Consider the following 13,200-nt stretch of genomic DNA (forward strand, 5'->3'; position numbering starts at 1 on the left):
CCGATTTCATGCCGGCCAAACACTGGCCGGCCTTACTCACCACCATCAACATAAGGATTAACCCTATGAAAAAAGTAGCCCTGTTTATCGCATTAATTGGCGCATTATCCGCGTGCAACACCATCCATTCCGTCGCACGCGATGCCAACACAGCCGTACAAGCATGGAATGACGACTACCAAAAACAAAACAATCGTTAACACATTACACCAAACCACAAGGCGGTTTGCCGTCAAACCGCCTGAAGAAAACCCATCCATAAAGGCATTTCATGAAAAAAACGGCTTTACTCCTCTGCCTGCTTATGAGCGCCCCCGCCTTCGCAGGTGACAAAACCATCGACCTGAAAAAAATCAGCCAACTCGGCGCGGACATCTTCGATTCCGCCACCCAGGGCGTATACAAAACCATCTCTGAAAGCAGCAAAACCATAGCCAATTCAGAATGCACCATCCCGACAACCGCCGCAGAATTGGAGCAATTTTCCGTAGACCACTGCCTGAAAGAACCCGCCATGGCAGGCAGCATCTACATGGATCAGGCACTCAAACAAAAAGGATCGAGGGTCGATGAAGGCGCAAGAAGCCTAGAAAACCTATCCAATAAAATATTAGAAGGCGTACAAACCATCATAGACATAGAATAAAACCATATTCTGCAACTCAGCACCCACCACTCAATACACCATAACAAACTAACGTTCTCAACATTACCGGAAAGAAACTCACCAAGGTCTACATATCAATAATTGCGGCAGAAATCTTTAGGGTTTACTAAACAGCGAGAATTTTCAGACGACCTCAAGGGTAAGCTGGGTTGCCAGACCCAACATTGAACAAACAACTTACTGACAAACCATGCAATACCGCCGAGCTTTTACCAAAGGAGGATATTATTTCTTCACACTTACACTGCAAGACAGGAAACAGCGGTTATTGGTAGAACACATTGATAAATTGCGGGATGCTTTTACACAAGTAAAACAACGGCATCCGTTTAAAATTATCGCCGTATGTATATTACCCGACCACCTGCACCTGCTTGTCAGGCTACCTGAAAACGATGCCGATTATCCGACCCGATTACGGTTGATTAAAGCCAAATTTTCCCAAGCATTACCTAAAACCGAGGCCATTTCCATTTCGCGCCAGACCAAAGGAGAGCGCGGCATTTGGCAGCGGCGTTATTGGGAACATGAAATCCGTAATGAGCAGGATTTGAACGCACATATTGATTACATCCATATCAATCCCGTGAAACACGGATACGTCAAACGCGTGGCGGATTGGCAATATTCATCATTCCAACAATATGTGGCAAAAGGAATTTTGCCGATGGATTGGGCAGGGAATGGTGTGGAAATTGAAGACGGTTTTGGCGAATAAACGTAGCAACTGTATTTTTCACCCCGTCGGGCAAAAATACAAAAACTCAAATCAAGCCGTTTGGATACCATTTTCGGCAAAGTAATCACGCATCCGGGCATTCAATATCGTCAGCAGTTTGCGCATACATGCCGTAACGGCAACCTTATACGGCTTACCCTTGGACAGCAGGCGCTGGTAGAAATCCCGAATAAGCGGTTCAAAACGTGTCGCTACCACGGTAGCCATATACAGTGCCTTACGCACCGCAGACCTTCCGCCAAAGCAGCGGCTTTTGAATTTGGTTTCCCCGCTCTCCCTCGGGTGCGGGGCAATGCCGACCAAACTCGCTATCCGTTTGTGCGACAGCCGTCCCAATTCGGGCAGCATCGACATCAGCGTAGCCGTCGTTATCGAACCGATGCCTTTGATTTGCTCAGCCACTTGGGCTTTGCCGTCAAAATGCGTGTGGGTGTGGTCGTCGATTTGTTTGTCCAATTCGTCAATCAGCCGGTCAAAATGGGCAATCAGTTGTTTGACGCTTTCGACTTGCGTTTCATGAACCTGATGCAGACGGTTTTTCTCGGCAGTCCGCATATCCACCAGCTGGTTGCGGCGGTTAACCAATGCTTCCAACACTTCTTCCGCTTCGGTGGGCGGGTGGTAGAGCATGGTTTGCCAATCCTCTTTCTGTGCCGTCATCTGCGCGAAGAAGGCGAGCATTTTGGCATCTTTGGCGTCGGTTTTGGTCAGCGACTGCGATTGGGCAAACTGATGCGTCTGACGCGGGTTGGCGATAATCACGGCAATGCCTGCACGGTGGATGGCTTTGGCGGCGGGGATTTCGAGACCGCCGGTGCTTTCCATCACGACGAGGGCGACCTTGTGTTTTTTAAGGTATTCGATAGTATGGGCGATACCTTTTGGGTTGTTGGTTTCGGTTTTGGTGCGCTGCAAAGACGTGATGCCGATGACGAAGTTTCGTTTGGCGATATCGATGCCTGCGTAATTGTATTGGGTACTCATCATAAACCTGCCTTGCATTCGGTTGTGTTGTCTGGCAACTGTCCGGTTGTGTCGATGGGTTGCCCGACCGCTCCCTGAGCTACGCAACGGTTGTTTGCCTTGGTTGGGTGCGGGTGGCGGCCGGGCGGTTTGTTGCTATGATACGGGAGTTCCTATATACAAGGTTGGGTTGACAAACCCAACACCAGCAGATGATTTGATGGTTTTATATTGGGTCATGACCCAACCTACAAAATGGCGAACGAATTTCAGACGAGCCTAAAGTAGGTTGGGTTACCAAACCCAACGTTTTTAGGCAGTTAAGCAGTTTGAGTTTGGTTCTCAACCCAACCTACGCTTGCTTGATTACATTTATCACCAGCCTTTAAGGAAGTTTTCAAACGGCCTGTGTAAAATTAAAACGCAAAAGGTCGTCTGAAAAAAGAAAAAAGATTGTCATCAAGGGGTTTCCCACACCTAATAATAAAAAAATGAACCCGTCCGAAAAACTATTGACCGCCGACAACCCCGCCCTGCATCAACGCGCCAAAGCCATGCGTAAAGAAATGAGCGAGGCGGAAGCAAAATTGTGGCAGCACCTGCGGGCAGGCCGTCTGAACGGCTATAAATTCCGCCGCCAGCAGCTGATGGGAAATTATATTGTTGATTTTATGTGCGTAACGCCCAAGCTGATTATCGAAGCAGACGGCGGGCAGCACGCGGAACAAGCCGCATACGACCACGCGCGGACGGCATATCTGAACAGCCTGGGCTTTACCGTGCTGCGTTTTTGGAATCACGAAATTTTGCAGCAGACAAACGATGTGCTGGCAGAAATCCTGCGCGTGTTGCAGGAATTGGAAAAGCAGTCTGCACGGTAGCAGATGGCTGATTTTGATTAAATTATTAAAAATTATAAGGTGCAGGCTGCCTGAATTGAGCATTTATAAAGGTCGTCTGAAAAGTAAAAAGCAGCCTGCACAACCTGTTTTCCTTGCAGAACCCTTCATCCCAACAGCCGCCCCGTCCTCTCTCCCGTGGGAGAGAGTTAGAGAGAGAGCAACAAGCCGCAAGGCTTGTATTTGGGCGGTTAGGGTGTTGGGAAAGATTGCCGTCATTCGGGAGATGCCCTCTCCCCAGCCCTCCCCCACGGGGGAGGGAGCAGGTTGCAGCGGATTCAAGCGTTGCAGGTCGTCTGAAAAAAGAATGCCCGAAATATCAACAGCGGGAATTTTTCAGGCAGCCTTTATCGCAAGGCAGATGGAGCAAACGCCGCAAGCGTTTTTTCAGACGGCCTTTGAACCCATCGGTAGGGTGTGTGCCGCAAGGCACGCACGCGGTGGGTTGAGATTGCAGGGAAAATGGAAAACGCGTGCGTGCGTACCGCACACACCCTACCATGCGGGCTACGGCTTGCTTAATCCCAACAGCCACCCCGTCCTCTCTCCCCGTGGGAGAGAGCTAGAGAGAGGGCAGCAAGCCGCAAGGCTTGTATTTGGGCGGTTAGGGTGTTGGGAAAGATTGCTGCGATTTGGAGAATACCCTCTCCCCAGCCCTCCCCCACGGGGGAGGGAGCAGGTTGCAGCAGGTTTTACGGTTACAGGCAGTTTGAAAAGCAACTTGGATTTACAACCGTTGATTTCAGGTCGTCTGAAAAACAAAAAGCAGCCTGCACAACCTATTTTCCTTGCAGAACCCTTAATCCCTGCAGCCACCCCGTCCTCTCTCCCGTGGGAGAGAGCTAGAGAGAGGGCAGCAAGCCGCAAGGCTTGTATTTGGGCGGTTAGGGTGTTGGGAAAGATTGCTGCGATTTGGAGAATACCCTCTCCCCAGCCCTCCCCCACAGGGGAGGGAGCGGGTTGCGGCAGATTCAAGCGTTGCAGGTCGTCTGAAAAAGAATGCCCGAAATATCAACGGCAGGAATTTTTCAGGTAGCCTTTATCGCAAGGCAGGTGGAGCAAACGCCGCGAGCGTTTTTTCAGACGACCTTTGAACCCATCGGTAGGGTATGTGCCGCAAGGCACGCACGCGGTGGGTTAGGGTTGCAGCCCCCTTAATCCCAACAGCCACCCCGTCCTCTCTCCCGTGGGAGAGAGCTAGAGAGAGGGCAACAAGCCGCAAGGCTTGTATTTGGCCGGTTAGGGTGTTGGGTAAGGTTGCCGAAATTCGGAGAATGCCCTCTCCCCAGCCCTCCCACGGGGGAGGGAGCAGATTGCAGCGGATTCAAGCGTTGCAGGCCGTCTGAAAAAGAATGCCCGAAATATCAACAGCGGGAATTTTTCAGGTAGCCTTTATCGCAAGGCAGATGGAACAAACGCCGCGAGCGTTTTTTCAGACGACCTTTGAACCCATCGGTAGGGTGTGTGCCGCAAGGCACGTACGCGGTGGGCTGGGGTTGTAGGGAAAATGGGGAACGCGTGCGTGCGTACCGTCCTACATACGGGCTACGAGCCTTGTTACACTTAACCAAGGAGTTAGTAATGTTTAGTGATATTTACTTGAACCAGAAAAACTATTTTGGTATCGAAAAAAGATTGCCTTTTAAAGCATTTTGGGATAATGGCGGACAATGTTATCTAGACTTAAAAGTAGTAGATGGAAAAATAATTGCACTTTGTGGGCAACTTATTAATTATACAAATACATCTATTGTAAATGCTGCAGAGGAAGTTTATCGGTCAATAATTGACTATTTAATTTCTAATGAGATTTTAGTTGTTAGAACTAAATTTTCTTTCAAAAATATTTTTTCAACTAACGAAAAAAAATATAAGGAAATAGAAAAAGAAATAAATAAATTCTTATATGAAAATATGGACTGGTATTTATTTTTTAACAATGACATAACATTAGATCCATATACAGGGAATGATTTAATATGGCATGTGCAAATCGATCCAAATGATGGGGGTGCGCAATTCTTAGAAACTTATCAATCATGGGAAGTTTTGCAACAAAAGTACCCCAACATTACATTTTCGTATGATAAAAATGATTTAATTTTAACTAAATAGAGACCCACCCCATGCCCAAACGTACCGACCTAAAATCCATCCTTATCATCGGCGCCGGCCCTATCGTTATCGGTCAGGCCTGCGAATTTGACTATTCGGGCGCACAGGCCTGTAAGGCTTTGCGTGAAGAAGGCTACAAAGTCATTCTGGTGAATTCCAACCCCGCCACGATTATGACCGACCCTGAAATGGCGGATGTTACCTACATCGAGCCGATTATGTGGCAGACGGTGGAGAAGATTATCGCCAAGGAGCGGCCCGATGCGATTCTGCCCACGATGGGCGGCCAGACCGCGCTGAACTGTGCGCTGGATTTGGCGCGCAACGGCGTGCTGGCGAAATACAATGTCGAGCTGATTGGCGCGACGGAAGACGCGATTGACAAGGCGGAAGACCGCGGCCGCTTTAAGGAGGCGATGGAAAAAATCGGTCTCTCCTGCCCGAAATCTTTTGTCTGCCACACAATGAACGAAGCTTTGGCAGCGCAAGAGCAGGTCGGCTTCCCGACGCTGATTCGTCCGTCTTTCACGATGGGCGGTTCGGGCGGCGGCATTGCCTACAATAAAGACGAGTTTTTGGCGATTTGCGAACGCGGTTTCGATGCGTCGCCCACGCATGAGCTGCTGATTGAGCAGTCCGTGCTCGGCTGGAAAGAGTACGAGATGGAAGTGGTGCGCGATAAGGCCGACAACTGCATCATCATCTGCTCGATTGAAAATTTCGACCCGATGGGCGTGCATACGGGCGACTCGATTACGGTTGCGCCGGCGCAAACGCTGACGGACAAAGAATACCAAATCATGCGTAACGCTTCGCTGGCAGTATTGCGCGAAATCGGCGTGGACACGGGCGGCTCGAACGTGCAGTTTGCGGTGAACCCTGAAAACGGCGAGATGATTGTGATTGAGATGAACCCGCGTGTGAGCCGTTCTTCCGCGCTGGCTTCAAAAGCGACGGGTTTCCCGATTGCGAAGGTGGCGGCGAAGCTGGCGGTCGGTTTTACGCTGGACGAGTTGCGCAACGACATCACCGGCGGCCGCACGCCCGCGTCGTTCGAGCCTTCCATCGACTATGTGGTAACCAAAATCCCGCGTTTTGCGTTTGAAAAATTCCCCGCCGCAGACGACCGCCTGACCACGCAGATGAAATCGGTGGGCGAAGTGATGGCGATGGGCCGCACCATTCAGGAAAGTTTCCAAAAAGCCCTGCGCGGCTTGGAAACAGGTTTGTGCGGTTTCAATCCGAGAAGCTCCGACAAAGCGGAAATCCGCCGCGAACTGGCGAACCCCGGCCCTGAACGTATGCTGTTTGTGGCAGACGCGTTCCGCGCGGGCTTCACGCTGGAAGAAATCCACGAAATCTGCGCCATCGACCCTTGGTTCTTGGCGCAAATCGAAGACTTGGTGAAAGAAGAGCAGCAGGTAAGTGCAGGTTGCCTGCAAAATTTGGATTTCGCCGCCTTACGTCGTCTGAAACGCAAAGGCTTCTCCGACAAACGCATCGCGCAGCTTTTGGGCGTAAAAGAAAAAGAAGTGCGCGAACACCGCTACGCACTGAAGCTGCATCCCGTCTATAAACGCGTCGATACCTGCGCCGCCGAGTTCGCCACCGAAACCGCCTACCTCTATTCCACTTACGAAGAAGAATGCGAAGCGCGTCCTTCCGACCGTAAAAAAGTGATGATTCTCGGCGGCGGCCCGAACCGTATCGGTCAGGGCATCGAGTTTGACTACTGCTGTGTTCACGCCGCGCTCGCCCTGCGCGAATCGGGCTTTGAAACCATCATGGTGAACTGCAACCCCGAAACCGTGTCCACCGACTTCGACACCAGCGACCGCCTGTATTTCGAGCCGCTGACGCTGGAAGACGTGTTGGAAATCGTCCGCACTGAAAATCCGTGGGGCGTGATTGTGCATTACGGCGGTCAAACCCCGCTCAAACTCGCCAACGCGCTGGTTGAAAACGGCGTGAACATCATCGGCACGTCCGCCGACAGCATCGACGCCGCCGAAGACCGCGAACGCTTCCAAAAAGTATTGAACGACTTAGGCCTGCGCCAACCGCCCAACCGCATCGCCCACAACGAAGAAGAAGCGCTCGTCAAAGCCGAAGAAATCGGCTATCCGCTGGTCGTGCGCCCGTCTTACGTCCTCGGCGGCCGCGCCATGCAGGTCGTCCACTCCGCCGAAGAGCTGCAAAAATACATGCGTGAAGCCGTGCAGGTATCCGAAGACAGCCCCGTGTTGCTCGATTTCTTCCTGAACAACGCGATTGAAGTGGATGTGGACTGCGTTTCAGACGGAAAAGACGTCGTTATCGGCGGCATCATGCAGCACGTCGAACAGGCAGGCATCCACTCCGGCGACTCCGGCTGCTCGCTGCCGCCTTACTCGCTCAGCGAAGAAATCCAAGACGAAATCCGCCGCCAAACCAAAGCCATGGCGTACGCGCTGGGCGTGGTCGGTCTGATGAACGTACAGTTCGCCGTACAGGACGGCGTGGTGTTCGTATTGGAAGTGAACCCGCGCGCCAGCCGTACCGTCCCCTTCGTCTCCAAAGCCACCGGCGTACCGCTCGCCAAAGTCGGCGCGCGCTGCATGGCAGGCATTTCCCTGCAAGAGCAAGGCGTGGAAAAAGAAGTCGTCCCCGATTTCTATGCCGTTAAAGAAGCCGTGTTCCCCTTCATCAAATTCCCCGGCGTGGACACCATCCTCGGCCCCGAAATGCGCTCCACCGGCGAAGTGATGGGCGTGGGTGCAAGCTTCGGCGAAGCCTACTACAAAGCCCAACTCGGCGCAGGCGAACGCCTGAACCCGACCGGCAAAATCTTCCTCGCCGTGCGCGACGAAGACAAACCGCTCATCGTCAAAACCGCGCAAAACTTCCAAGCCCTCGGCTACGGCGTCTGCGCCACACGCGGCACCGCCGAATACCTGAAAGAGCACGGCATCATCGTGCAGGCGGTAAACAAAGTGCAGGAAGGCCGCCCGCACATCGTGGACGCGATTAAAAACGGCGAAATCGCGCTGGTGGTGAACACCGTCAGCAGCTCGGCGCAATCCATCTCCGACAGCCACAGCATCCGCCGCACCTCCCTCACCCAACGCGTGCCGCAATACACCACCATCGCCGGCGGCGAAGCCATGAGCGAAGGCGCAAAAAGCCGCGACCACTTGGGCGTGTACAGCGTGCAGGAGTTGCATGGACGGTTGAAGGCGTTGAAGTAATGGAAATACAGGCTGCCTGAAAATAAAAAACAATTTCAGGCAGCCTGCAATTTGACAATACACAGCAAAAGGAAAATAAAATGTTTTGGTTATTAGTGATTTTGATAGTTATCGTTTTGTGGCTGGTGAAGGTATACAACAAGTTACAAAGCAGTATGCAGAATATCCGTGAAGGATTTTCCAATCTGCAGGCGGGATTAAAAAAACGTCAACAACTGAGCGGGCAAATTATTGAAATTGCTTCAGGTTATTTAGAACACGAACAGGTCACTCAACTACGTGTGGCTCAGTCGCAGAACACCCAACAACTGGCTGCGATGGCACAAAATTTCCCCCAACTGAGAGCAGATGCCACCTATCAAAAACTGATGGGGCAGCTCGAAACATTGGAAAATGACATTTTGGCGCGCCGAGAAAATTATAATAACCGCGTGAAGCAGTTCAACAGCTACCGTAATTCATTTCCTGCGGTGTTAGTAGCGCAAAAACTGTCGTTTGGCACAGTGGATTACTTTGACAGCGATGATGAAAAATTTGATGCACAAGTACAAAATTTTGCGCGCGATGATAGCGCTGTACTGCAAGAAATTATCGGAAGCAGCGCAAAAGCAGTAAAAAATATTTCCACTCAGGCTGTTCAGGTAGTACAGGGCAACAAAAAACAACTGGGAAATCAGACTAACGATGTAACGCCACCCTCCAACAGCGCAGACAATACCGCTGATACACCGTCCGAAAAACCAGAATAAGCCTAGCCTGAGTACCAGGCAATAAAGCTGCCAACGGGGTAACCTAAAAGCCGCAACTCCCTAGGCGTATACAGCGTGCAGGAATTACATGGGCACTTGAAAAACAGGGGCTGAATCTGAATCAAATTTAGCTTAAACAAAAGGTCGTCTGAAAACCAATCTTCCGGTTTTCAGACGACCTCTTTCTTTTATCTACCTTATTCGGGACGCATCTGCGGGAACAAAATCACGTCACGGATAGTTTGCGAATCGGTCAGCAGCATTACCAGGCGGTCAATGCCGATGCCGCAACCGCCTGTCGGCGGCAGACCGAATTCCATTGCGCGGATGTAGTCGGCATCGTAGTGCATGGCTTCGTCGTCGCCCGCGTCTTTTTGCGCCACTTGCGATTTGAAGCGTTCGGCTTGGTCTTCAGGGTCGTTCAACTCGGAATAGCCGTTTGCCAGCTCGCGGCCGACAACGAACAATTCAAAACGCTCGGTCAGACCTTGTTTGGTATCCGAAGCGCGTGCCAACGGGGAAACTTCGACCGGGTAATCGACGATGAAGGTCGGGTTCCACAGTTTGCTTTCGGCGCAACCTTCAAACAAGGCGAGTTGCAGGCTGCCGATGCCGGGAGACGGCGGCAGGCTTTCGCCGTGTTTGACGATTTCTTTTTTCAGCCACTCCGCATCGTTCAACTGCTCGTCGGTGTAGTGCGGATTGTATTTTTTGATGGCGTCGAGAATGGTCAGGCGCTCAAACGGGCTTTCCAAATCAACTTCTTTGCCGTTGTAGCTGATTTTCGCCGTACCGTTTACCGCGCGGGAAGCGTTGCGGATGATGTCTTCCGCCATTTGCATCATGCGTTCGTAGTCGGAGAAGGCTTCGTAGAATTCAATCATGGTGAATTCGGGGTTGTGGCGCACCGACATGCCTTCGTTGCGGAAGCTGCGGTTGATTTCAAACACGCGCTCCAAACCGCCGACTACCAAGCGTTTCAGATACAGCTCGGGGGCAATGCGCAGGTAGAGCGGGATGTCCAAAGCGTTGTGGTGGGTCACGAAGGGCTTCGCCGTCGCGCCGCCGGGAATCGGGTGCATCATCGGGGTTTCGACTTCCAAGTAATGCTCGTTCACCATGAAATTACGCACGGATTGGATGATTTGGCTGCGTTTGATAAACGTATTGCGCGATTCTTCGTTGGCAATCAAATCGACGTAACGTTGGCGGTATTTGGTTTCCTGATCGCTCAAGCCTTTGTGTTTGTCGGGCAGCGGGCGCAGGGACTTGGACAGCAGGCGGATGTCGGACACGCGCACGGTCAATTCGCCGTGGTTGGTTTTGAACAAAGTACCTTCCGCGCCGACGATATCGCCTAAGTCCCAATGGTTGAAATCATCCAAAACTTCCTGACTCACGCCTTTGTTGTTCAGATAAAGCTGGATTTGACCGGTCACGTCTTGAATGGTGGCAAAGCTCGCCTTGCCCATTTGACGCTTGAGCATCATACGGCCGGCAATTTTAACGGGGACGGCTTGCGGGTCGAGTTCTTCTTTACTGATTTCGCCGTATTGGGCGTGCAAATCGACGGCAAAGCTGTCGCGCTTGAAGTCGTTGGGATAGGCGTTGCGCTGTTGGCGGATGTTGTGCAGTTTTTCGCGGCGCAGGGCGATGATTTGGTTTTCGTCCAACTGCGGCTCGGTTTGCGGATTGTTTTGTTCGCTCATAGTGTTTTCCGGAAAAATAAATCAGGCGCAATCTGTTTCAGACGACCTGATTGAATCACAAAATTTGCGCATATTTTACGCGATGTCGGTGTTTTTTTCTATCCGGCTCAAAAGGTCGTCTGAAAAACATCGGACAGGGGTTTTCGGTCAATCCGTTTGGCGGGAAAAAGATACCTGAAATCAAGTTTGGAAAAACATTTGGCTTTTTTGCTGTTATACTCATTCCATTTATTTCAAATCAATATCTGAAGATTATGTACTGGTCTATTCCTGATATCCCCGATACCATCGTCGCCCGCAAAAACAGCAAGTGGAATACCCCTTGGGTATGGCTGACGGTATTGGCTTTGCTTTTCATTGCGGCGTTGATTGTTGTGTTGTGGCTGAAAATCAGCCCGTTTTATCTGTTGATACCGGTTGGCGTTTGGGGCGCGGCTTTGCTGTACCGCTTTATCTTGTCGATGAACCGCAGCGCGGCCGCAGATGCTTGGGAAACCGAAAAATCAAATATCCGCAAAAAATGGACGGATTGGGCGCAAAGAAGCATCGTATTGGTCGATTCGCATACCATCCTGCCCGAACCCTTGTCGCTGCCGGACGTCATTACCCAAGCGTCGGGCGGACGAAATGCCGACCTCTTTCTGTTTCCGCGTGACGAAGACGAAGACCTGTGGCGCAGCGGCTATCCTTACGTTGCCGAACATTTTTACCAAAAATTGAGCGAATTGGCGGAGTATCGGCAGCCTGTGACCCTGCACATCGATGCGCCGGATGAAGAAGCGTATTTGAACTGGCAGCAAAGATTTGAAGAAATCGCCGAAATGGCGGGTGTCCGCGCGACCATCAAGCCTCTGTCTGATGGCGAAAGTTTGATGGGTGATTGGGTGGAAAACCGTCAGTTTGAAGGCGTCCATGTGATTTTTTCAGCATGGCTGAACGAAGATGCTTCAGATGCCGAGTTTACAGAAAACGCGACTTGGCTGGCGTTTGCCTCGCCTTATGCCGCCAAACAGAACAAATTGCCCGTCAAAGCCGTTTTGCAGCGTCCGATTGCCATCTCCTTGTCCGATGAAACGGCGCAAAACAAATCTTTCCGACACTACGCCGATTACGCTTTGAAAAACCGCACCATCCATGCCGCTTGGTTTGCCGCACCTCCTAAAGATACGCAACAATACGTCGGCAAACTTCGCCAAGCAGGTGTCAGCTGGAACGATAATTTCGACCTGCCCCTGATACACACACCCGAACCGTATACAGGTCAACTTCCGCGAGAAAGCCACTGGCTGACTTTGGGCTTGATGGCTGAAAACAGCGACCAGCAAAACCAATTGTTCGGCTGGCAGAAAGACGGCAATCTCTATATGGGCTGCCTGATTCATCAAAATTCAGTAGCATAAGCCAACTATCTTGTCATGGTACGAAAGGTCGTCTGAAAACTTGAAAGTTGAGTTTTCAGACGACCTTTTATTTAATCCTCGCCAGTTTGTGGCGTGGGCTTTGCCTACGAAATCTATCTTCTAAAAACTGAATTGGATGGTCACGTTTCACTGATTTCGTGGGTAGAACCCACGCTACGGATTGCAGCAACGGCAACTTGCCCCTTCCCCCGTCCGACGGGGGAAGATTAGGATGGGGGTGGTTCTATGGCTTTAGGTCAAATCAAATTCGTAAAGCCCGTAGAACCACCCTCTCCCCAGCCCTCTCCCGCCAGACGGGAGAGGGGCAGGTTACAGGTTAAAAAGAGGTCGAGACCTTTGCAAAAAAGCCCTTCCCCCGACAGCCGAAACCCAAACACAGGTTTTCGTCTATTTCCGCCCCCCCAAATCACTCCTAATTTTACCCAAATATCCCCTTAATCCCCCCCGGATACCCGATAATCAGGCATCCGGGCCACCTTTTAGGCAGCAACAGGCACACTTAGCCTGTTAGCCGCTTTCAACAGGTTCAAACACATCGCCTTCAGATGGCTTTGCGCACTCACTTTGAGCAGACCAAAATAGGTTGCCCGCGCATAGCGGAATTTACGGTGCAGCGTACCGAAGCTTTGTTCCACCACATAACGGGTCTTCGATAAATAGCGGTTACGTTTGGTTTGCGCTTCCGTCAGCGGACGGTTGCGGTGGGCTTTT

The 13,200-nt window shown here is 51.2% G+C and carries 12 protein-coding genes; 9 read left to right on the forward strand and 3 right to left on the reverse strand.

Going from position 1 to position 13,200, the window contains the following annotated elements; all coding sequences use genetic code 11:
* The first annotated feature begins 65 nt into the window (after positions 1 to 65).
* From AAG834_RS10850 to AAG834_RS10860, 3 genes are all read left to right on the forward strand, one after another.
* The gene (locus AAG834_RS10850; protein ID WP_003761118.1) at positions 66 to 200 is read left to right on the forward strand and encodes a hypothetical protein; all 135 of its coding nucleotides are present in this window, start codon (positions 66 to 68) and stop codon (positions 198 to 200) included.
* A 71-nt stretch (positions 201 to 271) separates the two neighbouring features.
* The gene (locus AAG834_RS10855) at positions 272 to 646 is read left to right on the forward strand and encodes a hypothetical protein (protein ID WP_342032129.1); all 375 of its coding nucleotides are present in this window, start codon (positions 272 to 274) and stop codon (positions 644 to 646) included.
* A gap of 211 nt (positions 647 to 857) precedes the next feature.
* Positions 858 to 1,385: an REP-associated tyrosine transposase gene (locus tag AAG834_RS10860; protein WP_342032130.1), complete on the forward strand. Its 528-nt coding sequence runs from the start codon at positions 858 to 860 to the stop codon at positions 1,383 to 1,385.
* A gap of 51 nt (positions 1,386 to 1,436) precedes the next feature.
* Here the strand turns inward: AAG834_RS10860 and AAG834_RS10865 are convergent, their stop codons facing one another.
* Positions 1,437 to 2,408 (reverse strand): IS110 family transposase, encoded by a 972-nt coding sequence (locus tag AAG834_RS10865; RefSeq protein ID WP_446740457.1) that lies wholly within the window; start codon positions 2,406 to 2,408, stop codon positions 1,437 to 1,439.
* 452 nt (positions 2,409 to 2,860) lie between these two features.
* On the opposite strand from AAG834_RS10865, the gene AAG834_RS10870 reads away from it, so the two are divergent.
* The 5 genes from AAG834_RS10870 to AAG834_RS10890 all read left to right on the forward strand — a co-directional run bounded on the left by AAG834_RS10870 (position 2,861) and on the right by AAG834_RS10890 (position 9,359).
* Positions 2,861 to 3,250, forward strand: a complete 390-nt coding sequence (locus AAG834_RS10870) for an endonuclease domain-containing protein (RefSeq protein ID WP_342032131.1) — start codon at positions 2,861 to 2,863, stop codon at positions 3,248 to 3,250.
* A 55-nt stretch (positions 3,251 to 3,305) separates the two neighbouring features.
* A complete protein-coding gene (locus AAG834_RS10875) occupies positions 3,306 to 4,304 on the forward strand; it encodes a hypothetical protein (protein ID WP_342032139.1) in 999 nt (332 codons plus the stop codon).
* 545 nt (positions 4,305 to 4,849) lie between these two features.
* Complete coding sequence (locus tag AAG834_RS10880) at positions 4,850 to 5,383, forward strand: hypothetical protein (protein WP_070681324.1); 534 nt, start codon at positions 4,850 to 4,852, stop codon at positions 5,381 to 5,383.
* 11 nt (positions 5,384 to 5,394) lie between these two features.
* Complete coding sequence (gene carB, locus AAG834_RS10885; protein WP_342032132.1) at positions 5,395 to 8,610, forward strand: carbamoyl-phosphate synthase large subunit; 3,216 nt, start codon at positions 5,395 to 5,397, stop codon at positions 8,608 to 8,610.
* A gap of 80 nt (positions 8,611 to 8,690) precedes the next feature.
* Positions 8,691 to 9,359 (forward strand): LemA family protein, encoded by a 669-nt coding sequence (locus AAG834_RS10890; RefSeq protein ID WP_342032133.1) that lies wholly within the window; start codon positions 8,691 to 8,693, stop codon positions 9,357 to 9,359.
* A 197-nt stretch (positions 9,360 to 9,556) separates the two neighbouring features.
* Here AAG834_RS10890 and lysS read toward each other — a convergent pair whose 3' ends face one another.
* Complete coding sequence (gene lysS, locus AAG834_RS10895) at positions 9,557 to 11,068, reverse strand: lysine--tRNA ligase (protein ID WP_342032134.1); 1,512 nt, start codon at positions 11,066 to 11,068, stop codon at positions 9,557 to 9,559.
* Positions 11,069 to 11,322: 254 nt separating this feature from the next.
* Here lysS and AAG834_RS10900 point away from each other — a divergent pair, with 254 nt between their 5' ends.
* Positions 11,323 to 12,468 (forward strand): hypothetical protein, encoded by a 1,146-nt coding sequence (locus AAG834_RS10900; RefSeq protein WP_342032135.1) that lies wholly within the window; start codon positions 11,323 to 11,325, stop codon positions 12,466 to 12,468.
* Positions 12,469 to 12,968: 500 nt separating this feature from the next.
* Here the strand turns inward: AAG834_RS10900 and AAG834_RS10905 are convergent.
* Positions 12,969 to 13,200 (reverse strand): transposase (locus AAG834_RS10905; protein WP_342032136.1); only part of this gene is annotated, 232 nt, incomplete at its 5' end.

The sequence above is a fragment of the Neisseria sp. Marseille-Q2251 genome, assembly GCF_940793045.1.
Classification (GTDB): Bacteria; Pseudomonadota; Gammaproteobacteria; order Burkholderiales; family Neisseriaceae; genus Neisseria.